The 22216-nt window shown below is 67.9% G+C and carries 21 protein-coding genes; 10 read left to right on the forward strand and 11 right to left on the reverse strand.

The annotated features are described in order from the left end of the window. Nucleotides 1-15 precede the first annotated feature (15 nt). Nucleotides 16-1026: a TauD/TfdA family dioxygenase gene (locus CAL26_RS12565; RefSeq protein WP_094847255.1), complete on the reverse strand. Its 1011-nt coding sequence runs from the start codon at nucleotides 1024-1026 to the stop codon at nucleotides 16-18. A 182-nt stretch (nucleotides 1027-1208) separates the two neighbouring features. On the opposite strand from CAL26_RS12565, the gene CAL26_RS12570 reads away from it, so the two are divergent. Beyond that, nucleotides 1209-2162: a LysR family transcriptional regulator gene (locus CAL26_RS12570; RefSeq protein ID WP_094847256.1), complete on the forward strand. Its 954-nt coding sequence runs from the start codon at nucleotides 1209-1211 to the stop codon at nucleotides 2160-2162. On the opposite strand, the gene CAL26_RS12575 is transcribed toward CAL26_RS12570, so the two are convergent. From CAL26_RS12575 to CAL26_RS12600, 6 genes are all read right to left on the reverse strand, one after another. Continuing rightward, a complete protein-coding gene (locus CAL26_RS12575; RefSeq protein ID WP_094847257.1) occupies nucleotides 2104-3093 on the reverse strand; it encodes a tripartite tricarboxylate transporter substrate binding protein in 990 nt (329 codons plus the stop codon). The two genes, CAL26_RS12570 and CAL26_RS12575, sit on opposite strands and share 59 nt — an antisense overlap. 76 nt (nucleotides 3094-3169) lie before the next feature. After that, a complete protein-coding gene (locus tag CAL26_RS12580; RefSeq protein ID WP_094847258.1) occupies nucleotides 3170-4705 on the reverse strand; it encodes a class I adenylate-forming enzyme family protein in 1536 nt (511 codons plus the stop codon). 28 nt (nucleotides 4706-4733) lie between these two features. Next, nucleotides 4734-5468, reverse strand: coding sequence for a CoA-transferase subunit beta (locus CAL26_RS12585; RefSeq protein WP_094847259.1), 735 nt, complete (start codon nucleotides 5466-5468; stop codon nucleotides 4734-4736). After that, nucleotides 5461-6294 (reverse strand): CoA transferase subunit A, encoded by an 834-nt coding sequence (locus CAL26_RS12590; RefSeq protein ID WP_094847260.1) that lies wholly within the window; start codon nucleotides 6292-6294, stop codon nucleotides 5461-5463. The genes CAL26_RS12585 and CAL26_RS12590 overlap by 8 nt, the downstream gene beginning before the upstream one ends. Nucleotides 6295-6358: 64 nt before the next feature. Further along, the gene (locus tag CAL26_RS12595) at nucleotides 6359-7114 is read right to left on the reverse strand and encodes an enoyl-CoA hydratase/isomerase family protein (RefSeq protein WP_094847261.1); all 756 of its coding nucleotides are present in this window, start codon (nucleotides 7112-7114) and stop codon (nucleotides 6359-6361) included. After that, nucleotides 7111-8292 carry a CaiB/BaiF CoA transferase family protein gene (locus CAL26_RS12600; RefSeq protein WP_256988389.1) on the reverse strand — a complete coding sequence of 394 codons (1182 nt, stop codon included), beginning with the start codon at nucleotides 8290-8292 and terminating at the stop codon, nucleotides 7111-7113. Before CAL26_RS12600 ends, CAL26_RS12595 begins: the two co-directional genes overlap by 4 nt. A 186-nt stretch (nucleotides 8293-8478) precedes the next feature. On the opposite strand from CAL26_RS12600, the gene CAL26_RS12605 reads away from it, so the two are divergent. The 7 genes from CAL26_RS12605 to CAL26_RS12635 all read left to right on the forward strand — a co-directional run bounded on the left by CAL26_RS12605 (nucleotide 8479) and on the right by CAL26_RS12635 (nucleotide 14941). After that, nucleotides 8479-9780: a M20/M25/M40 family metallo-hydrolase gene (locus tag CAL26_RS12605; protein ID WP_094847262.1), complete on the forward strand. Its 1302-nt coding sequence runs from the start codon at nucleotides 8479-8481 to the stop codon at nucleotides 9778-9780. A gap of 131 nt (nucleotides 9781-9911) precedes the next feature. Beyond that, complete coding sequence (locus CAL26_RS12610; RefSeq protein ID WP_094847263.1) at nucleotides 9912-10469, forward strand: MarR family winged helix-turn-helix transcriptional regulator; 558 nt, start codon at nucleotides 9912-9914, stop codon at nucleotides 10467-10469. 108 nt (nucleotides 10470-10577) lie between these two features. Next, a complete protein-coding gene (locus tag CAL26_RS12615) occupies nucleotides 10578-11540 on the forward strand; it encodes an amidohydrolase family protein (RefSeq protein WP_094847264.1) in 963 nt (320 codons plus the stop codon). A gap of 14 nt (nucleotides 11541-11554) precedes the next feature. Continuing rightward, nucleotides 11555-12307, forward strand: coding sequence for a maleate cis-trans isomerase family protein (locus CAL26_RS12620; RefSeq protein WP_094847265.1), 753 nt, complete (start codon nucleotides 11555-11557; stop codon nucleotides 12305-12307). A gap of 27 nt (nucleotides 12308-12334) precedes the next feature. Then, nucleotides 12335-13195: an alpha/beta fold hydrolase gene (locus CAL26_RS12625; RefSeq protein WP_094847266.1), complete on the forward strand. Its 861-nt coding sequence runs from the start codon at nucleotides 12335-12337 to the stop codon at nucleotides 13193-13195. Nucleotides 13196-13263: 68 nt separating this feature from the next. After that, nucleotides 13264-14301 (forward strand): 2,5-dihydroxypyridine 5,6-dioxygenase, encoded by a 1038-nt coding sequence (locus CAL26_RS12630; protein WP_094847267.1) that lies wholly within the window; start codon nucleotides 13264-13266, stop codon nucleotides 14299-14301. Between the two features lie 16 nt (nucleotides 14302-14317). Further along, nucleotides 14318-14941 carry an N-carbamoylsarcosine amidohydrolase gene (locus CAL26_RS12635; protein ID WP_094847268.1) on the forward strand — a complete coding sequence of 208 codons (624 nt, stop codon included), beginning with the start codon at nucleotides 14318-14320 and terminating at the stop codon, nucleotides 14939-14941. A 43-nt stretch (nucleotides 14942-14984) separates the two neighbouring features. Here CAL26_RS12635 and CAL26_RS12640 read toward each other — a convergent pair whose 3' ends face one another. Genes CAL26_RS12640 through CAL26_RS12655 form a run of 4 tightly spaced genes read right to left on the reverse strand, consistent with a single transcriptional unit; the run spans nucleotide 14985 to nucleotide 18458 of the window. Further along, nucleotides 14985-15500 (reverse strand): aromatic-ring-hydroxylating dioxygenase subunit beta, encoded by a 516-nt coding sequence (locus CAL26_RS12640; protein WP_094847269.1) that lies wholly within the window; start codon nucleotides 15498-15500, stop codon nucleotides 14985-14987. A 26-nt stretch (nucleotides 15501-15526) separates the two neighbouring features. Beyond that, nucleotides 15527-16816 carry an aromatic ring-hydroxylating dioxygenase subunit alpha gene (locus CAL26_RS12645; RefSeq protein ID WP_094847270.1) on the reverse strand — a complete coding sequence of 430 codons (1290 nt, stop codon included), beginning with the start codon at nucleotides 16814-16816 and terminating at the stop codon, nucleotides 15527-15529. A gap of 36 nt (nucleotides 16817-16852) precedes the next feature. Then, nucleotides 16853-18142, reverse strand: a complete 1290-nt coding sequence (locus CAL26_RS12650; RefSeq protein WP_094847271.1) for an NAD(P)/FAD-dependent oxidoreductase — start codon at nucleotides 18140-18142, stop codon at nucleotides 16853-16855. Between the two features lie 4 nt (nucleotides 18143-18146). Beyond that, nucleotides 18147-18458 carry a non-heme iron oxygenase ferredoxin subunit gene (locus CAL26_RS12655; RefSeq protein ID WP_094847272.1) on the reverse strand — a complete coding sequence of 104 codons (312 nt, stop codon included), beginning with the start codon at nucleotides 18456-18458 and terminating at the stop codon, nucleotides 18147-18149. A gap of 235 nt (nucleotides 18459-18693) precedes the next feature. Between CAL26_RS12655 and CAL26_RS12660 the strand changes: the two genes are divergently transcribed. Both CAL26_RS12660 and CAL26_RS12665 read left to right on the forward strand, forming a co-directional pair. After that, nucleotides 18694-19797: a TRAP transporter substrate-binding protein gene (locus tag CAL26_RS12660; protein WP_094847273.1), complete on the forward strand. Its 1104-nt coding sequence runs from the start codon at nucleotides 18694-18696 to the stop codon at nucleotides 19795-19797. An 18-nt stretch (nucleotides 19798-19815) separates the two neighbouring features. Continuing rightward, complete coding sequence (locus CAL26_RS12665) at nucleotides 19816-22212, forward strand: xanthine dehydrogenase family protein molybdopterin-binding subunit (RefSeq protein WP_094847274.1); 2397 nt, start codon at nucleotides 19816-19818, stop codon at nucleotides 22210-22212. The last annotated feature ends 4 nt before the right edge of the window (nucleotides 22213-22216 follow it).

Raw genomic sequence — 22216 nt, forward strand, 5'->3', positions numbered from 1 at the left:
CCGGCGGCGTGACGCTCAACCGTTGTAGAACCGGCGCCCATGGTTGCGCAGCCACAGGCGCACCAGATGGCGTTTGCGGTGCTCCTCCGGATAGTCGACGAACCCGGTCCGGCGGTGGCCCAGCCGGGTGTTGTCGACGATCTGTATCTGGCCTGCCTCGAAGAAGAACTCGCGCGCGAAGCGCGGCTCCATCATGGTGGATTCCAGGGTGTAGAGCGCGGTCCGGGTCAGCTCGTCCATTTCCTGTCCGGCCATGGCATAGCCCGTCACCACATGGCGGTGCGACAGCCGGCACAGGGTGGCGCCGTCGCGCTCCTGGAACAACGGGTGGCTGATCAGCCGGGCGTCGTCCGGCGCGTGTTCGCGCTGGCGGTCGAACAGATAGGGCTGGTACAGGCGTTCGACCAGATCGGGATGCGCGGCCAGCATCTCGTTGTAGACCGAGTAGAAACTGACGATGCTGCTGACGCCGCCTTCCATGGCGGGGCGCAGGCATAGCAAGGCCACGTAGTCGGGCGGATACAGGTTATAGCTGTTGTCGGTGTGGAAATTCTGTTCGGCGTTGGTGATGTCCGGGCGCACGCCGTTGCCCGGCGGCTTGCCCAGGTCGCGCACGTCGTAGATCACCTTGCCGTCCCAGCTTTGCGCCACCGGGCGCGACACCATCTGGGACAGCAGCCAGTACACGGCGCGCGCCTCGTCGACGCTGTAGTCGTCCATGGGCAGCTTGTCGATGATGACGAAACCCACGCCGTCCGCCAGTTCCTGTCCGGCCCGCGCCATCATCGCGCGGCAGGCGGGCAGGTCGAAGTCTTCCAGCTGCAGCAGCGGCGTGGGCAGGGGATTGCGCCGCAGGGTCTCGACCAGTTCGTCGAGTTCCGCGCGGCTGGCGGCGTCCAGGGCGATGATGCCGTCGTCGGGCGCCAGTGTTTCGCGGCTCCAGACCACGGGCCCGGTGAAGGGCGTTTCGCGAAAGCGCGCGGATTCGTCGTGGTGTTCTGCAAGGATGCGTTCGATGGCGCCCATGTCTTCCTCCGTTGTGCCCCGCGGTCGCGCGGCTGTCGCCGTGGGTTCGAAAACAGTCTAGGCGTACGCCTTTATCGAAGAAAGCGATTTATTTTTGACTTGATTCATCGGATACTTCGATCAAGTCCCGGCGCCTTCGGCGGTGCCGGCCGCAGGCTTCCCACGCATCGGACCGCACGCGCATGCAGATACGGCAGCTGGAAACCTTCATCCGCATCGTCGATACCGGCAGTTTCGCGGCGGCCGCGCAGGCGCTGCATGCCACGCAATCGACCATTTCCGCCCGCATGCGCGAGCTGGAAGCCACCCTGGGCGTGGCCTTGTTCGACCGCAGCGGACATCGGGCGGTGCTGACGCCGCGTGGACGGGCGCTGTTGCCGCGCGCCCGGCAGATGGTCGGGCTGGCCGCCGACGTCGCCCGCGACATCGGCGACGCGCGCTCGGCCAGCGGCATCGTCCGCCTGGGCGTGGCGGGGCTGGTTGCGATGACCTGGCTGCCGCGCCTGATGGCGGCGCTGCGCGAGCGGTTTCCCACCGTCACGGTGCAACTGGAAATCGCGCTCACCACGCCGCTGGTGGACCGCCTGGCCAGCGGCGAGCTGGACCTGGCGATCGCCACCGGGCCGGTACAGGCGCCCCGGCTGCATTGCCTGTCGCTGGGCTACGACGAGTTCGTGTGGATGGCGCCGCCGGCCATGCGCCTGCCGCGCCATGCCTTGTCGCCGGCCGAGCTGGCCGCCTGGCCGGTGCTGGGCCTGTCGGAAGCCTCGCATCACTATCCGGTGATCGAGCAGTGGTTCAGCGCGGGCAGGGCGTCCTACCAGCCCGTGGTGTCGTGCAGCAACGTGCGCGTTCTGGCGGACCTGACCATGGCGGGGCTGGGCGTGAGCCTGCTGCCGCTGCGTTCCTGCGGCAAGGAACTGGAAAGCGGGCAGCTGCGGCGGATCGATACGCGTCCCGCCTTGCCGCCCGTGGAATTCGTCGCCGTCTACAAGCGCGACGTGCTCGATCCGCTGGTCGGCGCCATCGCCGAGCTGGCGCGCGAAACCAGCGAATTCCCCGCCGCCGGCGTCCCGCCTACTTCTTCGCGATCTCCTTCCCGCCCGCGGCGTGCACCACGGCGGTCCACTTCTTGAGTTCCGCCTGCAGCATGTGCGTCGTCTCGTCGGGCGTGGACGTCACGGCCTGCGCGCCTTGCTGGCGGAACTTCTGCTGCACGTCCGGCATGGCGCCGACGGCCTTCATCGCCAGGGCCAGCTTGTCGATGACGGCGCGCGGCGTACGCGCGGGCGCCAGCACGGCATAGGCATTGGTGACGTCGTAGCCGCGCACGCCCGCTTCCTGCAGCGTGGGCAGGTCCGGCATGCTGGGCGAGCGCTGCGCGCTGGTGACCGCCAATACGCGGATGCGCCCGGTGTTGACGTTGCCCTGCAAGGCGGGCAGCGTTTCGAACACCAGGTCGACCTGTCCGCCCAGCAGCGCCGCCACCGACGGGCCGCTGCCCTTGTAGGGCACGTGCATCAGGTTGGTGTGGGTGTCGGCCTTGAACAGTTCGACCGCCATCTGCTGCGGCGTGCCCGGGCCCGCGGACCCGAAGGTCAGCTGGCCGGGCTTCTGCTTCGCCAGCGCGATCAGGTCGGCGATGGAGTTGACCGGCACCTTGCTGTTCACGGCCACGACCATGGGCACCGTGGCGGCCATGGACACGCCGACGAAGGCCTTGCCCAGGTCGTAGGGGCTTTCGCCCAGCGCGGCATGGATGGAGTGGCTGCCCAGCGCGCCCAGCAGCAGGGTGTAGCCATCGGGGTCGGATTTTGCGACGTGGTCCGCGCCGATTTCGCCGCCGGCGCCGGCGCGGTTTTCCACCACGACGGTCTGGCCGAGTTTCTCCGTCAGGTACTGCGCGTAGATGCGGCCGGCGGCATCGCTGGCGCCGCCGGGCGGGAAGGGAACGACCAGCTTGATGGGCCGCGCGGGCCAATCGCCGGACTGCGCCTGCGCGGGCGCGGCGGCCGCGCACAGGGCGAGCGTGAATGCGCTCGCAAGGGTACGCCAGTGGTGATGCATGGTGTGTCTCCTCTTATACCCCTTGGGGGTTTGCGTATGCGCCGCATTCTTCGATGCGGCACGACGACTGCCTGTTTCAAGCCGTGCGCAGGCGCGCGGCGAGCGCGTTGCGGTCCACCTTGCCGATCGCGTTCTCCGGCAGGCGATCGATGGCGATGAAGCGTTCGGGTACGTAGATGCGGCCCAGCGCGCGCAGCATCTCGCCGCGCAGCGCCGTTTCGTCGATGCCCTGGCCGTCGCGGCCGACCACGAAGGCGACCGGGACTTCGCCCAGGTCCTCGTGCGGGCCGCCGACCACCGCGCAGGCGGCGACCGCCGGCAGGGCCGCCAGGGCGCGTTCGATCAGCGAAGGCGATATGTTTTCGCCGCCGCGGATGATCACGTCCTTGATGCGGCCGGTGATGCTCAGGTAGCCGTCGGTGTCGAAACGTCCCAGGTCGCCCGTGCGCAGCACGCCTTCGGCGATGCCGGGGTCCGGCGCGCCGATATAGCCGGTCATCAGGCTGTCGCCGGCGATGCAGATTTCGCCTTCGCCGCCCTGGGGCGCGATGCCGCCGTCGGCGCGGCGCAGGAATACGCGCTGGCCGGGCAGGACGGTGCCCACGGTGCCGATGCGGCGGTCGTGCGGCGGGTTCATCGTCGACGTGCAGGTGGCTTCCGACAGGCCGTAGGAAACGATCAGCGGGCAGCCCAGGAAGTCCTCGATGCGCCGGTGCAGGGCTTCGGTGATGGGCGCCGAGCCGCAGCGCGCGAAACGCAGGCGGGCCAGGTCGACGGGATCGAACGGCAGGTCCAGCATGCGCGCGTACATGGTGGGCACGCCGGTAATGATGGTGGGCCGGTGGCGTGCCAGCAGCGCCGGCATGTCCTCGGCGCGGAAGCGGCCGCCCAGGATCACCGCCGCGCCGGCGTAGAAGGGCGCCAGCAGCTGGTTGTTGATCGCATTGGTGTGATGCAGCGGCATGACGTGCAGCAGCCGGTCGTCGGGCCGCAAGCCCGTGTGGGCCGCCACTCCGCGCGCATTGCACGACAAGCCGCGATGGTTCAGCAGCACGCCCTTGGGCTTGCCGGTGCTGCCGGAGGTGAAGAGCAGCAGGGCGGGATCGTCGGGCGCCAGCCAGTCGGGCGGGTCCTCGTCGATCGGCGCCGGGGCGTCCCGGCGGCCGGTGTTCCGGTAGCCAAGGCCCGCCGGTCCGGCATCCCAGTCCAGTTGCCGCGCCGCCGGCAAGCCGCAATCCGCCGCCGACGCGCCATGCGCGGCGTCGGCGATCATCCAGGCCAGCCCGACCGTGTCCACGCGGCGCCGGGTTTCGTCGGCCGAGATGCGCGGCTCCAACGGGCAAGGGCATGCGCCCGCCATCAAGGCGCCGAGCAGCGCCCATACCTGGGCGGGCGAGCGCTCCATCGCCAACCCGACGAAGTCGCCGCGGCCCACGCCGCGTTCGCGCAGCCAGGCCGCGACCGCCTGGACGCGTGCCGCCAGCTCGCCATAGGACAGCGTGGCGTCTTCGTGGATGAGGGCCGGGCGGCCCACCCAGTCCGGGTCGCGCCAGCGCCGCCACAGCGCCGCGGGCAGGTTATGTTCCGTCGCCTGCTGATGATCGTCGCGCATGTGGGCCTCCCGTGGTTGCCGCCGGCCGTCAGCGCAGGCTGACGGCGGCGTCGCGTTCGAACTGGCCGTCGGGATCCAGCGCGCGCAGGGCGCGCAGTTCGCCGGCGGTCGGGGGCTCGGTGGGCCCGGCGCCGCTCGCGTCGAACTCGAAGCCGGTGCGCGCGCGGACCTCGTCCAGGCTGGCCTGCGGATGCCAGGACCGCAGGGCCAGGCGGCCGTCACGCTTGACGAATACCGCGATGGGCGTCACCACGCCATGGAAGCCGCCCCAGGAGGTCGTGAAGTCCAGCTTGCGCACGAAGGTGCGGGTCGAATGCTCCGTGCGCCAGGTGCAGGCGCGGCGCGCGGTCGGCAGCATGACGGCGCCGCCGCCGCCGCCCGGCAGCCGTACCTTGGGCCGGTGCCAGTCGCCGATGCTGGAATTGTTGGCGCAGCCTTCGCCGTCTATCTGCGCCGCGCCCAGGAAAGTCAGGTCCATGCGGCCGCGCGTGCACAGGTCGTAGAAATCCTCGTTGGCGAAGATCGACGCGGAATGCTCGGCCAGCACCGGATCCGAACTGGACAGCGGCACGTGCGATGGCCGCGGGTCCACGCCGCCGGCCACGTTGATATAGACGAAGTCCCAATCGTAGGCCTGCTTGGCCAGCAGGCAGGCCAGCATGGGGAACGTGGAGTTCACGCCGCTGAAGGTGATCTCGTCCGGCCGGATGAAGCGCGCCAGGTTGATCACGATGTAGGAGAAGGGCGACCAGGATTCATGCATGGGCGGTCTCCCGGATTTCGGGCGCTTCGGCCATGTGGGCATCCAGCGGCCGCGCGGCGTCCATGTAGCGTTCCACCGCCGGGTAATCGATGGCGTAGTCCGGCCAGCATGATCCCGGCCACGCGCCGTGCGGCACCACCGCCAGCGCCTGCACCATGAAATACGGCACCACGGTCGCTTCCGGCTCGCGCTCGAACACCGCGCTGTCCACCATGCGTTCGGCCACCACCAGCACGCTGCCGGCCGCGCGGCTCATGATGCGGTCCCAGTGATAGGTGCCGCGCACGCGCACATTGCCCTTGGCGTCGACCTCGCTGGCATGGATGACGGCGAAGTCCGGCCGGATCGCCGGAATCACCCAGGTCTTGCCGCCGCTGCCGTAGGGATCGTCCAGGCAGGCCCAGCGATTCAGCGCGGGCAGTTCGCTGCCGTGCAGTCCGCCGCAGGGCATGAACGGCACGCCATAGGCGGCCGCCCGCAGGCCCGCCGTCAGGCTGGCGCAGGCGTGCTCTTCCAGTTCCACCTTGCCCTGTTCGATGGCCTTGCGGTAGCCCGGCGCCAGGCCGAAGTTGCCTTCCATGGCGACGATGCCGGCGCGCACGCGCCGCAGCGTGCCGGCGCGGCACAGGATATCGACGTCGTAGCCGGGCGACTGCTTGATCAGTTCCAGGTCGCGGCGGCCCTGGCGGATCAGCTCGCGCACCAGCGCGAATGGGCCGCGGTGCAGGAAGCTGCCGCCCAACGCGACGGAAGCGCCGTCGGGAATCAGGCTGGCCAGTTCGGCCAGCGTGCGTTGCTTGTTCGGTTGATTGAAGCCGGATCCCATGATGCCGTGTCTCCCTGGATCTGCGTCCGTGAAAGGGTGCTTGCCGTGGTGGTGGCGTGTTGTTCTAAGGCGCGCGCGCGGCGTGCAGGTAAGCCGAGATGCGCTGCTTCAACCCGGGCGTGGCGGCCGACCGCACCAGCCGCGCCAGGTCCTCGTCGTCCGAGCGGTCGGCCAATGCGTCGTAGAGCGCGCCCCGGCTGGCGTCCGGCAGTTCGGCCGCGCGCGCGGCGGCGGCCTCGCACAGCGCCGGCCATTCGTCACGCGCGGCAATCGCGGTGACGAATCCGATGTCACGGGCATGCCCCGCATCGAAGGTCGCGGCGGTTTCCAGCAGCGCGCGAGCCGTCCGCGTGCCGACCAGGGACGCGAACCGCCGCGTGCCCAGCACCAGCCCGAACTTCAGGCCCGGCATGCGGAAGCTGGCGTCCCCAGTGGCGTAGCGCTGGCGGCACACGGCGATCAGGTCGACGCCGGCCCCGAAGTTCCGGCCATGCGCGAGCGCCACCGTCAGGCAGGGCGAGGCATGCAGCAGCTGCAGCAAGGTCTCGATGCGCACGAAGCGCAGCAGCAGGTCGCCTTCCGATTGCGTTTCCACATCGGAAAAGTCGAAGCCCGCGCTGAAGTTGCGGCCTTCGCCTTCCAGCACGATCACGCGGGTGTCCGCCCGGCGGGCTTCTTCGTGGGACTGCTCGACCGCGTCGATCAGGGCCTCCACCATGTCCGCCGACAGCGCGTTCATTTTTTCGGGGCGATTCAAGCGGATGCGTACCGTCCCGCCTTCGCGCCGGCGCTGCACCAGGGCGCTCGTTTCGCCGTTCATTTCGCCCCCTCGGCGGCCAGCTGCCGCGCGCGCAGGGGCCCCAGGATTTCCTCGTTGTGCTCGCCCAGGCCCGGCGGGCGCTGGCGGATGGCGCCGCCCTGGCCATCGAAGCGCACCGGCATGCCGAAGGTGCGCGTCTGCACGCCATTGGGCAATTCCACCGGCTGCACCCAGCCCATGTGCGCGACTTGCGGGTCGTCGAGCACCTGCGAGTACGAATTGATCGGCGCGCAGGGCACGCCGGCTTCGCGAAAGCGCGCCAGCCAATGGGCGGCGTCCTCGCGCGCGAAGATCGCTTCCAGCATTTCGCGCAGGACGTCCTGGTTGCGGGCGCGCAGGCTGGTGTCCGCGAAGCGCGGATCGGCGTACCAGTCCGCCTGGCCCACGACCGCGCAGACGTTCTTCCACAGCGCATTGTTGCCCGCCGCCATGCCGAAGTATCCATCGCGGCAGCGGAAAGCCTGGTACGGCGCGTTGCGCGGATGCGCGGACCCCAGCTTGGCCGGGTCGCGCCCGCTGCCGAAGAATTCCGACGTCTGCAAGGCGGCGATGCCCAGCGTCGCGCCGAGCATGGAGACATCGATATGCGCGCCCTGGCCGGTGACCTGCACCTGGCGCAGCGCGCTGGCGATGCTGAAGGCCGCGTACAGCCCGGCGGAAAAATCCGCGACCGGCACACCGCACTTGACCGGCGCGCCGCCCGCTTCGCCGGTGACGCTCATGATGCCGCTCATCGCCTGGATGGTCAGGTCGAAGCCGCCTTCATGCGCGCGCGGCCCCGACTGGCCGTAGGCCGAAATCGAGCAGTACAGCAGGCGTGGATTGCGTTCGCGCAGGGCGGCATAGCCGAGCCCGAGACGCTCCATGACCCCCGGGCGGTTGTTCTCCAGCAGCACGTCGGCGCCGGCGATCAGGTCGCGCGCCGTTTCGATGTCGCGGGCGTCCTTCAGGTTCAGCGTCACCGAACGCTTGTTGCGGTTCAGCGAAGCGAAGTTCTCGCTGTAGCCCTGGGTGATCGGCGGCCAGCTGCGCAGCGTATCGCCGCCTTCGGGATGTTCGATCTTGATCAGATCGGCGCCCATGTCGGCCAGCAGCATGCCGCAGAACGGACCCGCGGCGACGTTGCAGATCTCGATGACGGTGATCCCGGACAGCGGCGCAACCATCGAATCAGGCATATGCTTATTTCCTAATATTTAGGATTGAACAAACGATATTTGGAATTTCCGTCAGCGTAGCACTAGCGCCGGCCATGCGTCCACTGTCGCCGGGCCGGCCCACGCGCGCGCGGGCGGCGGCGGTTTTCCCGGATGGTGGCCTCGGTCTATCATCGTCGGACCATCACAAGGGAAGGGAGAGTCGACATGCAGTTCAAATCGCCGAAGTTCCGCCGTGCCGCCGCGGGTGGGGTGCTCATCCTCGCCGCACTGGGCGCCGGCGCGGCCGGGGCCGAGCCCGTCGCCGACATCATGGACGCGGCCAAGGCGCAGCAGCAGCCCATGCTGGACACGCTGCGCGACCTGGTCGGCATCGAGTCCGGCAGCCGCGACGTCGAAGGCGTCGAACGGATCGCGGCGCTGGTGGCCGACAAGCTCAAGGCCATGGGCGGTTCGGTGCAGATCATCAAGCCGACCGACGTTTTCCGCATGGGCGATACGCCAGAGAGCATCGGCCCGATGGTGCATGCCGAGTTCAAGGGCAAGGGCAGCAAGAAGATCATGCTGATCGCCCATATGGATACGGTCTATCGCAACGGCATGCTGAAGGACCAGCCTTTCCGCGTCGACGGCGATCGCGCCTACGGCCTGGGCATCGCCGACGACAAGCAGGGCGTGGCGCTGGTGATCCATACCGTCGCGCTGCTGCAGAAGCTGAACTTCGACGACTTCGGCACCCTGACGGTGCTGTTCAACGGCGATGAGGAAATCAGCTCGCCCGGCGCGCGCAGCACGATCACGCGGCTGGGTGCCGAGCAGGATGCGGTGTTCTCGTTCGAAGGCGGCGGCACGCACGGCGACCTGCGGCTGGCCACCAGCGGCATCGGCGCCGCCTACCTGACGGTGGAAGGGCGCACCTCGCATGCGGGTTCGCGTCCGGAAGGCGGGGTGAACGCCCTGTACGAACTGTCGCACCAGATCCTGCAGCTGGACGACCTGTCCAAGCCGGACGAAGGCCTGAAACTGAACTGGACGGTGGCGCAGGCCGGCACCAACCGCAATGTGATTCCCGGCAGCGCCAGCGCGCAGGCCGATGCGCGCGCGCTGCGCGTGGCCGACTTCGATGCGCTGCAGCAGGCCTTGCAGGAGCGCATCAAGAACAAGCTGCTGCCGGAATCCAAGGTCAGCATGAAGTTCGAAGTGCGCCGTCCGCCGCTGGAAGCCACCCCGGCATCGCGCGCGCTGGCCAACTACGGCAAGGACATCTACCAGCGTGAACTGGACATGTCGATCAAGGTGGTGGACCGCGCGGCCGGCGGCGGCACCGATGCGGCGTTCGCCGCGCTGAAGGCGCGCGGGCCCGTCATCGAAGGCTTCGGCGTCAACGGCTTCGGCGCGCACTCCAACGCCGCCGAGTACATCGAAGTGAAAACCATCGTGCCGCGCATGTACCTGGCGACGCGGATGATCATGGACATCAGCAACGGCAAGGCGCCGATGGGGCAGTAGAGAGCAGGGCGGCCGTCCCGGCGCCGTGCGCGCGGCCGCGGGTTCCCCGCGTCCTCAGCCGCGAAGCACGGCGGAGGCGATGGTGTAATATTCAGTACACTAACAACTTTGCGGCCACTCGCAGTCCTCTCATGGCAGACGCGGATATTCGACCCAAGGCAACAGCCCGGCGGCGGGGGCGGCCAAGCGCCTCGCCGGCGCTGGACGGGCCTGACGATACGGTATTCGCGCCTGCCAAGCAGGTGCTCTTCGCAAGGCCGGGCTATCTGGTCCGGCGGCTGAACCAGATCCACTACGCCATGTTCTTCGAGGAGTGCAGGACGCAGAACATCACGCCGGTGCAGTACGGCGTGCTGACCGCGCTCTCGCTCAGCCCGTGGATGGACCAGACCGCCCTCGGCATGGAACTGGGGCTGGACCGCACCACCACCGCGGACGTCATCAAGCGCCTGCAGGAGCGCGGCCTGGCGCAGCGGCGCGTCAATCCCAACGACAAGCGTTCGCGCCAGGCGATGATCACCGAGGAAGGCCTGCGCATCATGGGCCTGCTGCAGGCCGGCATGGCGCGGGCACAGCAGCGCCTGCTGGAACCGCTGTCGCCGCGCAACCAGCAGCTCTTCATGAAACTGCTGTCCACCCTGGTCGAAGCCAATAACCAGTACGGGCGCGCCCAGCTGCGCGCCTTCTGACGCACCCCATTTCCAGGCCTGCGCCAGCGTATCCAGGATTTCCCTAATTTGTCAGTACGCTGACTATAAAGTCAGTATACTGACCAGATTGATCGTCAGGGGACATGCATGGCCAGGGTGCGCAAGATCGCCTTCGAAGAGCACTACACCGCGGTGGGCTTCAAGGACTACACGAAAAGCTTTTCCCAGCACATCGATCCGGCGGTGTTCGCCGACATCGGCGCCAGGCTGGAAGACTTCGACGGCGTGCGCCTGCGCGAGATGGACGAGGCCGGCATCGACTACGTCATCCTGTCGCAGACCGGTCCCGGCGTGCAGGCGGAGCCTGATGCCGCGCTGGCCTTGAGCCGGGCACGGCAGAACAACGATTTCCTGGCCGAGCAGGTCGCGCGGCATCCGGACCGCTACGGCGGCTTCGCGGTGCTGCCCATGCATGACCCCGCGACGGCGGCGCGCGAGCTGGAACGCTGTGTGGGCCAGTACGGTTTCAAGGGCTCGCTGGTCAACGGACACACCAACGGGCGTTACTACGACGACCCTGCCTATGACGCATTCTGGGAATGCATGCAGGCGCTGGACGTGCCGCTCTACCTGCATCCCGTCGATCCCTACGTGACGCCGCAGGCCTACCAGGGCCATCCCGAGCTGGTCGGCGCGACCTGGGGCTGGGGAGTGGAAACGGCCACGCATGCGCTGCGGCTGCTGTTCGGCGGCGTGTTCGACCGCTTTCCCCGCCTGAAACTGATCCTGGGCCATATGGGCGAAGGGCTGCCGTTCCAGCGCTGGCGCTTCGACAGCCGCTTTTCGGTGTACTCGCATGGCATCACGCTGCAGCGGGCGCCGTCGGAATACATCGGCAGCAATATCGTCATCACCACGTCCGGGGTGTGCTCGCCGCCCGCCCTGACGGCAGCGATCGCCGAAATGGGCGAAGACGCCGTCATGTTTTCGGTGGACTATCCCTACGAATCGACACGCATCGCCGCGCGGTTCATCGAAGAAGCGCCGATGGACGAAGCCGTGCGCGAAAAAATCTGCAGCGGCAACGCCCGCCGGCTGTTCAAGCTCTGATACAGGAGACCGCCATGCAGCGCACCTATCGCATCGGCCAGATCGTTCCCAGCTCCAATACCACGATGGAAACCGAGATTCCCGCCATGCTGCTGGCGCGCCAGCAGATACGGCCGGAACGCTTCACCTTCCATTCGAGCCGCATGCGCATGAAAAAGGTGGTGAAGGAAGAGCTGGCGGCCATGGATGCCGAATCCGACCGCTGCGCCGTCGAACTGAGCGACGCCCGCGTGGACGTGCTGGGCTATGCCTGCCTGGTCGCCATCATGGCGATGGGGCCAGGCTATCACCGCCAGTCGGAGCAGCGCCTGAAGGCGCACACCGCGGCCAATGGCGCGGACGCACCGGTCATCACCAGCGCCGGCGCCTTGATCGACGCGCTGGACGTGATCGGCGCGCGCCGCATCGCCGTGGTGGCGCCGTACATGAAGCCGCTGACGCAGCTGGTCATCGACTACATCGCCAACGAAGGCTATGAAGTCGTCGATCACCGCGCGCTGGAAATCCCGGACAACCTGGAAGTCGGGCGGCACGATCCGTCGCGGCTGCCGGGCATCGTCGCCGGCATGGACCTGTCGCGCGCCGACGCGGTCGTGCTGTCGGCCTGCGTGCAGATGCCATCCCTGCCGGTCGTCGCCCAGGTGGAAGCCATGACCGGCAAGCCGGTCATCACCGCGGCCATCGCCACCACCTACGCCATGCTGAAGTCCCTGGACCTGGAACGCATCGTGCCGGGCGCCGGCGCGTTGTTGTCGGGCGCATACTGACTGCCGCCACTACGGGAGCCCCGCGATATGTCCAGCACTTTTCGATATGGCGCCAACATCCACGCCAACGGCATCCGCCAGCATTACCTGCGCTACGCGCCCCGCGCGGCAGGCGCTGCCGCCGCTGCCACCGGCGCGACGCCGGCCGGCGGGCTCGATCCGGTCATCATCATCCCCGGCATCACCAGCCCGGCCATCACCTGGGGCTTCGTCGGCGAACGCTTCGGCCAGGTCTTCGACACCTATGTCCTGGACGTGCGCGGACGCGGCCTGTCGCAGGCGGGCGATGAACTGGACTATGGCCTGGATGCGCAGGCCGATGACGTGAACGCGTTCGCCCAGGCGCTGGGCCTGGCCCGCTACAGCCTGGTCGGCCATTCGATGGGCGGACGCATCGCCATCCGCGCGGCCAGCCGCGCGCCGGCCGGGCTGGCGCGCGTCGTCGCCGTCGATCCGCCGGTATCCGGTCCCGGCCGCCGCGCCTATCCGGCGCAACTGCCGTGGTACGTCGATTCGATCGCCCAGGCGCGCGCCGGCATGGGCGTGGACGAGATGCGGAAGTTCTGTCCCACCTGGACGGAAGAACAGCTGCGCCTGCGCGCCGAATGGCTGCATACTTGCGACGAGCGGGCGATACGCCAGAGCTTCGACGAATTCCATACCCAGGACGTGCACGGCAACCTGCCGGCGGTCGCGGTGCCGCTGATGCTGGTCACCGCCGCGCGCGGCGACGTCGTCAAGGACGAGGACGTCGCGGAGATCCAGCAGTTGAAGCCCGGCACCTTGCACGCGCGCGTGCCGGATGCCGGCCACATGATTCCCTGGGACAACGAGCCGGGCTTCTACGCCGCGTTCGGCGATTTCCTGGGCGCCCGCCTGCCGGGCTAGGCGGCGCGGCGGCGTTCTCGCGCTGCCGGGTGCCGTTCAGTAAAGTGGCAGTGGATCGAGGAACGAAAATGCCAGTAGCCGACTACGAAATGATCCGCGCCTGGAAACAGGTGCTGACCCTATCGAATCTGCGTGCCGGCCAGGCGGTCACGATACTGACCGGCGCGGCCACGCACCCGCAGACCCTGGCCACGGCCCTGATCGCCTGCCAGGATATGGGCGCGGTGGTGAACCGCCTGGACCTGCCGCCGGTCAACGGGGAAAAGGCCTTGAGCCGCGATGCGCTGGCCTACCTGGGCACCACGCCCCTGACCGGCAACAAGGCGGCGATGGCGGCGCTCAAGGCCAGCGACCTGGTGCTGGACCTTATGACGCTGCTGTTTTCGCCGGAGCAGCACGAGATCCTGCAGGGCGGCACCAAGATCCTGCTGGCGGTCGAGCCGCCCGAGGTGCTGGCGCGGCTGGTGCCGACCGAAAACGACCGCGCGCGGGTGCAGGCCGCCGCACGCCGGGTGCGTGAAGCGAAGCAGATGACGGTGACGTCCGCGGCCGGCACGTCGCTGGTGTGCCCCCTGGGCGAGTTTCCCGCGATCAGCGAATATGGCTTCGTCGACGAGCCCGGCCGCTGGGACCACTGGCCCAGCGGCTTCGTCCTGACCTTCCCGGACGAGGGCGGCGCCAACGGCACCATCGTCATCGATCGCGGCGACATCGTGCTGCCGCAGAAGTCCTATGTGGCCGACCCCATCGTCCTGACGGTCGAAAACGGCTACGCCACCCGCATCGAAGGCGGGGTCGACGCGGAACTGCTGCGCACCTATATGGAGACCTTCAACGACCCCGAAGCCTATGCGATTTCGCATATCGGCTGGGGCCTGCAGCCGCGCGCGCACTGGAGCACGCTGGCGATGTACGATCGCGAAGCCACGCTCGGCATGGACGCGCGCGCCTACGAAGGCAATTTCCTGTTCTCGCTGGGACCCAACAACGAGGCGGGCGGCTCGCGCACCACGGCGTGCCACATCGATATCCCGCTGCGCCGCTGCACGGTCAGCCTGGACGGCAGGGAAGTGGTGCGGGACGGCAAGGTCGTGAACGAGGCCTGAGACAGGGGAGCGGAGCATGGAAAGCAAAGAGCAAACGTATCAACGGCAGGGCTTCGGCGCGGCGCTGCAGCCGCGTCCGCCCTACGGCCTGCTGATCGTCGACCTCGTGAACGGGTTCGCCGATCCGGCCGTGTTCGGCGGCGGCAATATCCCGCAGGCCATCGCCAACACCGTGCCGCTGCTGGAGCATGCGCGGCGCCAGGGCTGGGCCATCGCCCACACCCGCATCGTCTACGCCGACGACGGCGCGGACGCGAACGTCTTCAGCATCAAGGTGCCCGGCATGCTGACGCTGAAGGAACACGATCCGCGCAGCGCCATCGTGCCGGAGCTGGCGCCGCGCAACGGCGAGCTGGTGGTGCGCAAGACCGTGCCGTCGGCGTTCTTCGGCACCGGCCTGTCCGCCTGGCTCGCGCAGCGCGGCGTGCAGACCCTGCTGGTCGCGGGAGCGGTCACCAGCGGCTGCGTGCGCGCCAGCGTGGTGGACGCCATGCAATACGGTTTCCGGCCGCTGGTGGTGGCCGATTGCGTGGGCGACCGCGCGCTCGGCCCCCACGACGCCAACCTGTTCGATATGGAACAGAAGTACGCGACGGTGATGACGCGCGACCAGGCACTGGCGGCCATCGCCGCCAATTAGGCGTGGCCGGCCAGGCGCGGCCGGCCAGGCGCGGCCGGCCAGGCTAGACGGGATACACCAGGTCGTTGGCCAGGATCTCGGTGTCGTAGATCACCTGGCGCTCCTTCAGCTTGAGCACGCCATCGACGTGGGTGAACACGTCGTGATAGAAGCCGGCCAGGTGCAGGGTGGTGGGGCCTTCCACCAGCGTCTGCATCAGCAGGAAGGACGACTGCGCCTCGATGCCCGCCGGCGTTTCCTCCAGCACCCGCGTATTGGTCACCAGGTGCCGCATGTAGCGCGGCGCGAACATCTGCGTGCGCGATATGGCGACGGCGCGGTCCTGCATCATGCCGCGGCCTTCGGCGTAGACCAGGCCGACCAGCAGTCCGCGGTCGGCGTTCTCGCGCGCGGTCACGCGATACAGGCCGTCCTCGGTGAAGAAGTCGGGCCAGCTTTCGATCTGGTTGGCGTCCAGCGCGGCGCAATAGTCGGCGTGGAATTCCTCGATATGCTGGCGCAGTTCGATGGCGCGCGCCAGGTCGATGCGGCGGGCGGCATGGGCGAAATTCGTTTTCATTCTGCGGATCTCTGTTGATTCGTCTGTCAAAGTCCCATCACCGACCGGTAGTAGGCGTACATGGACCGGATCGCGGCTTCCGATATCAAGGTGTTGGACGTGCCCAGCTTGTTCGATTCGAGCTTCAGCACGTTGGTATCGGTGGTGGAGCGGCGCACGCCTTCCTGCACGAACTTCATCGCCTCGTTGTCCTCCAGTCCCAGGAAGCCCGCCGGCCCCATCAGGTTGCCCTGGCGCAGGCGGTGGCGGGTCATCTCCGGCGTGTCGTCCTCGTAGCCGAACATGGTCCACTGCATGATCATGCTGTCCGGGCCGTTGGGGATGATGTGGCGCACGCCCAGCGTATTCATCTCGCGCTGCACGATCAGGTTGGGCCAGATGGTCTGCATGGTGACCGACCACGGCGAGTCGAATTCCTTGACGAACTCCAGGAAGCGGTCGTCCTGCAGGCGCAGCCCGTCGTGGAAGGAGCGCATTTCCTTCTTGTTTTCCTCGCTGACGCTGGCGTATTTGTCTTCGCTCTTGGCCGACGCCATGGTGCCGTGGCGGCCGTGCTTGCCGTCGACCAGCATGGCGGACTTGTTGCCCGCGACCAGCAGTCCGAACACCACCAGGAAGGAATGCAGCAGGGTGGCGTGATAGGGATCCTTCAGGTTCTCGTGATACATCTTCCAGTTGCAGGGCAGCTCGTTGCGGTAGTAGCCCAGTATCTTCAGCGGCTTGCCCGGAAAGACGGTATCGAAGTCGGCCAGGATCTCCGGCGTCAGGTATTCGTCGATCGGCTCGACGTCGGCCACGTACGACGCGAAGACCACTCCGTGGCGCGTGGTCACGTGCAGGCGCCGCAGCCCGTGGTCGTCGTTGCGGAAGTCCTTGGGCATGCCGCCTTCCTTGTTGACTCCGCGCTTGAAGGGGATGCCCTGCAGGTTGCCTTTCAGGTCATAGGACCATTGGTGGTAGGGACACACGAACTCCTTGGTGTTGCCCTGCGTGTTGCGGCAGAACTCGGCGCCGCGATGGGCGCAGCGATTCTCGAAGACGTGGATGGAGCCGTCGTCGGCGCGCGAAACCACCACGGGCGTGGGCCCGACGTAGGAACGCTTGTAGTCGCCGGGATTGGGGATTTCCGCTTCCAGCGCGACATAGTTCCAGCTGCGGCCGCGGAAAATCCGCTCCATCTCGCGTTCGTAGATGGCGTTGCTGGTGTAGACCCAGTCGGGGATGGCGTGCAGCGCGTCCTCGGGCCAGCTGCATTGCGCCAGTTCGGCGTCCTTGGCGGGATCCGTGCGGCCGATCACGGTTTGGGATTGGTACATATCAGCTCCTTGCGCGATGCGTGACGCCGGCCTGGTTCAGGCCGGCGTGGCGGCCTGCTGGCAGGCCTTGATCCAGGGTTTCAGGGGGACGTCCGTGTCGGCGAAGCCGGCAGGGTCGACGCGGATGCCGCGTTCGAACAGCAGCCGCATCTGGCGCAGGTCCGCCGCGGCGTTGATCGCGACGCCGTGCACCGGCACGCCGTCGCGATGGCCCAGCCAGATGAGCCTGGGCGCGGCGTCGCCGGGCGCGGCCGTTCCGCGGCATACGTAGGACAGGCCGGCCACCGGCATGCCCAGCATCTGGATGTTGCAGCCGAACTGATCGGTCCAGAACCAGGGGTAGGGCGCGGCCGGCGGGTCGGCGTCCAGCATGGCGGCGGCGGCGACGCGGGCCTGTTCATTGGCGTTCTGCCAGGACTCCAGCCGCGCATGGCGCCCCAGCAGGTCGCGATGCTGGCTGGCGCAATCGCCGATGGCCAGGACGTGCGGATCCGCGGTGCGGCAATGGGCGTCGACGCGTATGCCGCCGTTGTCGGCATCGATCTCCAGGCCCGCCGCGCGCGCCAACGCGACGTCGGGTTGCAGGCCGATCGCGACCACGATGGCGTCGGCCGGCAGCACGACGCCGCTGTCCAGCGCCAGTCCGCCGGCGGTCGCATCGGTCGTGGCGGGCAGTATCGATGCGATCCGCGCGCCCAGGTGCAGCCGCGCGCCCAATGCGGTGGCGCGCGCCGCCAGCCAGGTGGAGAGCGGAGCGGGCAGGGCGTTGGGCAACAGCCGGTCGGCGCTTTCGACCACCGCCACGTCGGCGCCGCTTTCCAGCGCGGTGGACGCGATTTCCAGGCCCAGGAAGCCGCCGCCGACCACGGCGACGCGCGCGGCCCGGGCGCCGCCGCTCAGGCAGGCACGCAGGCCGCGCGCGTCGTCCAGCGTGCGCACGTAATGCACGCCGGGCATGCCGGGCGGCAGGGAAGGCAGCGTACGCGCCTGGCCCCCGGTCGCCAGCAGGCAACGGTCGTAGGCCAGCCAAGTCCCGTTCGACAGGCTGATCCGGCGCGCCGCGCGGTCCAGCGCCAGCGCTTCGACGCCGCGCAGCAGCGCGATGTCCTGTTCGGCGTAGTAGGCCTCGGCATGGATGGCCGCGGCCGTTTCCGCCGCCGCGTCGCGCAGCACGGCCTTGGACAGGGGCGGGCGTTCATAAGGCGGATGGAATTCGCGGCCGACCAGCGTCAGCTTTCCCGCATAGCCCTGCGCGCGCAAAGCCGCCGCGGCCATGGCGCCGCCCTGGCCGGCGCCGACGATCACGATGGAGTCGGGGTGCGCCATGCGCTCACCTGGAAACGTCGGCAAGAACGTCGCTGCCTTCCACCTTGACGGGGTAGACCTGGATATCGCGCGTGGCGGGCGCGCACATCGCCTTGCCGGTGCGGACGTCGAAGCGCGCCTGGTGCAACGGGCATTCGATACAGCCGTCTTCCAGATAGCCGTCCGACAACAGCGCATACGCGTGCGTGCATACGTTGTCCGACACGAAGAACTCGCCTTCGCTGCGGTACAGCGCCAGCTGCTTGCCGCCGGCCTCGACCGCCATGACCTCGTCGTCTGCCAATGCGTCCGTCGATGCGATTTTCGTCCAGTTCATGAGATTCTCGTCAGTATGCTGAGTAATTGTGGTCAGTGTACTGCTCATAAAAAGCCGCGCGTTCCTAGGGATTTCCCTGGCGTGGCGATCTGCGCGGCATACTCGGGTAATCATCGTTGACACTCCAAAACTCTCTCAGTATGCTGACTAACAAGTCAGTGTACTTACCTTTTTTCAACATCGTCGCGCACGTCCAACGCGATGCGCCCACGGTCCATGTCCAGGAGTCAGAGTGATGCAACGACGCCGTTTTCTTACGCAGGCCGCGGGGGCCGCGGGCGCGGGTCTGGCGGCGGTCGCCGCGCCCGCCGTGGCGCAGGCGAATCCTTCCGTGCGCTGGCGCATGTCCACCAGCTGGCCCAAGAGCCTGGACACCATCTATGGTTCCGCCGATGAGATGTGCAAGCGCGTCGCGCAATTGACCGACAACAAATTCGAGATCCGCGCGTTTCCGGGCGGCGAACTCGTGCCGCCCGCGCAGAACATGGACGCCGTCAGCAACGGCACGGTGGAATGCAACCACGTCCTGAGCACCGCGTACATCGGCAAGAACACCGCCTTGACATTCGACACCGGACTGTCGTTCGGCCTGAACGCCCGCCAGCACAATGCGTGGATCCACTATGGCGGCGGGCTGGAGCAGCTCCGCACGCTGTACAAGAAGTACAACATCGTCAACCACGTCTGCGGCAACGTCGGCGTGCAGATGGGCGGCTGGTACCGCAAGGAAATCAAGTCGGTGGCCGACCTGAAAGGCCTGAACATGCGTATCGGCGGCATCGGCGGCATGGTGCTGTCCAAGCTGGGCGCGGTACCCCAGCAGATCCCGCCGGGCGATATCTATCCGGCGCTGGAGAAGGGCACCATCGACGCCGCGGAATGGATAGGCCCGTACGACGACGCCAAGCTCGGTTTCAACAAGGTGGCGCCTTTCTATTACTCGCCGGGTTGGTTCGAAGGCAGCGCGTCGATTACCAGCATGGTGCACGACAAGGCCTGGGAAGCGCTGCCCGCGTCGTACAAGGCGGCGTTCGAATGCGCGGCCGGCGAACAGACGATGCGCATGCTGGCCAACTACGACGCCCGCAACCCGCAGGCGCTGCGTGGCCTGATCGCCAACGGCGCCAAGGTGCGCTATTTTCCCAAGGAAGTGATGGATGCCGTCTACAAGGCATCGCAGGAACTGTGGGAAGAGTTGTCCGCCAACAATCCGGACTTCAAGGCCTTGTATCCCGGCTGGAAGAAATTCCAGCAGGACGAGGCGGGTTGGTTCCGCGTGGCGGAAAACGCGCTGGACAACTACACCTTCGCCGAGGTGGCAAAGACGCAGTCCAAGTAAGCAGTACAGGGGAACAGAATGACGGTGGAACACGGCAGGTCCGTCAAGCCCGAAGGCGTGGGCGCGCGCGTGCCCCGCAAGGAGGACGCGCGCCATCTCCATGGCAAGGGCAACTTCGTCGCCGATATGGCGATGCCAGGCTTGTGCGAAGTGGCTTTTCTGCGCAGTCCGCTGGCGCACGCGCGCATCGCCGGCGCGCGGGTGGACGACAGCGTAGCGGGCTGCGTGGTATTGCGGCCCGACATGCCCGATTGCCGGGACATCGTGGCGGATTCGACGCTGCCCACCTACCAGGCCTCGGCCCAGGCGCCGCTGGCCAGCGGCAAAGTCAGGTTCGTCGGTGAACCGGTCGCCATGGCCTTCGCGCCCACGCGCGCCGAGGCCGAGGATCACATCGAACTGATCGATGTCGACTACGAGGACCTGCCGGTCTATGCCGACGTGTTCTCGGCCCAGGCGGCCACCGGCGATTTCCTGCACGGGGAATGGAAGGACAACGTCTTCGTCACGCTGACGGCGGATCGCGATTTCGACACGCTGGCGGCGCAGGCCGACGTCAAGGTGAGCCGGCGCATGCGGCTGGCGCGCCAGTGCATGGTGCCGATGGAAGGCAAGGCCGTGCTGGCCTATTGGGACCACCAGGCCGACCAGCTGGTGGTCTACAGCGCCACGCAGGTGCCGCACATGATACGGACGGTGCTGGCGGAATGCCTGGGCCTGGAGCAGGGCCGCGTGCGGGTGATTTCGCCGGACGTGGGCGGCGCCTTCGGCTACAAGTGCGTGCTGCAGCAGGAAGAGCTCTGCATCGCCTGGCTCGCCAAGACCTATAAGCGTCCGTTCCGCTTCATCGAGGACCGGCGCGAGCACCTGACCGCCGGCGCGAATTCGCGCGAGCACCATTATGAAATGACCGCCTACACCGACCGGCGCGGCAAGCTGCTGGCCCTGGATGCGCGGATCACCGTCGACGGCGGGGCCTATTCCGTGTGGCCGTTCACCATCGGGCTGGAGCCGGGCCAGGCGGTGGGCAATCTGCCGGGACCGTATGCCTTTCGCGGCTATCGCTGCGTGACGCGCGCGGTCGCCACCAACAAGCCCGGCTTCGTGCCGTATCGCGGCGTTGCGCGCACGGGCGTGTGCTTCGCCATCGAACTGATGATGGACGCGATCGCCCGCGAGGTCGGCCGCGAGCCCTGGGAAGTACGCCTGGACAATCTGGTGCAGGCCGAGCAGATGCCCTATGTGAACGTCGCCAACAAGCACCTGGACAGCGGTGACTACCCGGCCAGCCTGCGCAAGGCGCTGGAAATGATAGACGCGCCCGGCGTGCGCGCGCGCCAGGCGCGCGGCGAGGCCGACGGCCGCCTGATCGGCCTGGGGGTGGCCACCTATACGGAGCAGGCCGCGCACGGCACGTCCGTGTTCGCCACCTGGGGGACGCCCGTGATACCGGGCTTCGACCAGGCCACCGCCCGCATTACGCCGGACGGCGGGCTGGAAGTCAGGGTGGGCGTGCATTCCCATGGCCAGGGAATGGAAACCACCTTCGCCCAGATCGCCAACGAAATCCTGGGCATTCCGGTGGCGCGCATCAAGGTGCTGCACGGGGATACCGGCCAGACGCCTTATTCCACGGGCACCTATGCGTCGCGCTCGCTGGTGATGTCGGGCGGCGCGGTGTCGCAGGCCTGCAAGCGGCTGTTGCCGCGCGTGATGCACATCGCGGCGCACCTGCTGCAGACGCCGGAAGAGCAATTGAGCGTGGGCGAGGGCCGCTTCGTGGTGGGCAGCGCCCCCGACCGCGCGGTGTCCATGGGCGACGTCGCCGATGCCTGGTACCTCAAGCCGCAGCTGCTGCCGCCCGACGTCGACCCGCTGGGCCTGGAGGTCACGGTCGGCTACAAGCCCAAGGTGGACACCGGCTGCTTCACCTACGCCAGCCAGGCGGCCACGGTGGCCGTCGATCCGGCGACCGGCGGCGTCGAGATTCTCGACTACGTGGTGGTGGAAGACTGCGGAACGATGATCAATCCGATGGTGGTCGAAGGCCAGACCATGGGCGGCATCGCCCAGGGCATAGGCACGGCGCTGTATGAAGAAACGCCGTACGACGCCAACGGCCAGCCGCTGGCGTCGACGCTGGCCGACTACATGCTGCCGGGCCCCACGGAGGTCCCGCACCTGCGCATGCATCACTTCGAAACGCCGTCGCCGCATACCGAGTTCGGCGCCAAGGGCATGGGCGAAGGCGGCGCCATCGCGCCGCCAGCGGTGCTGTTCAACGCGGTCAACGACGCGCTGCGCGCGCTCGGCGCCGCCGAACTGGCGCACACGCCCCTGACGCCGATCCGCGTCCTGCAGGCCATCGCGCAAGGCAGCGGCCAGGCGCAAACCAGCCAGCCCAAGGCGGCCTGAGACA

Origin of the sequence: Bordetella genomosp. 9, from assembly GCF_002261425.1 — a bacterium.
Classification (GTDB): domain Bacteria; phylum Pseudomonadota; class Gammaproteobacteria; order Burkholderiales; family Burkholderiaceae_B; genus Bordetella_C.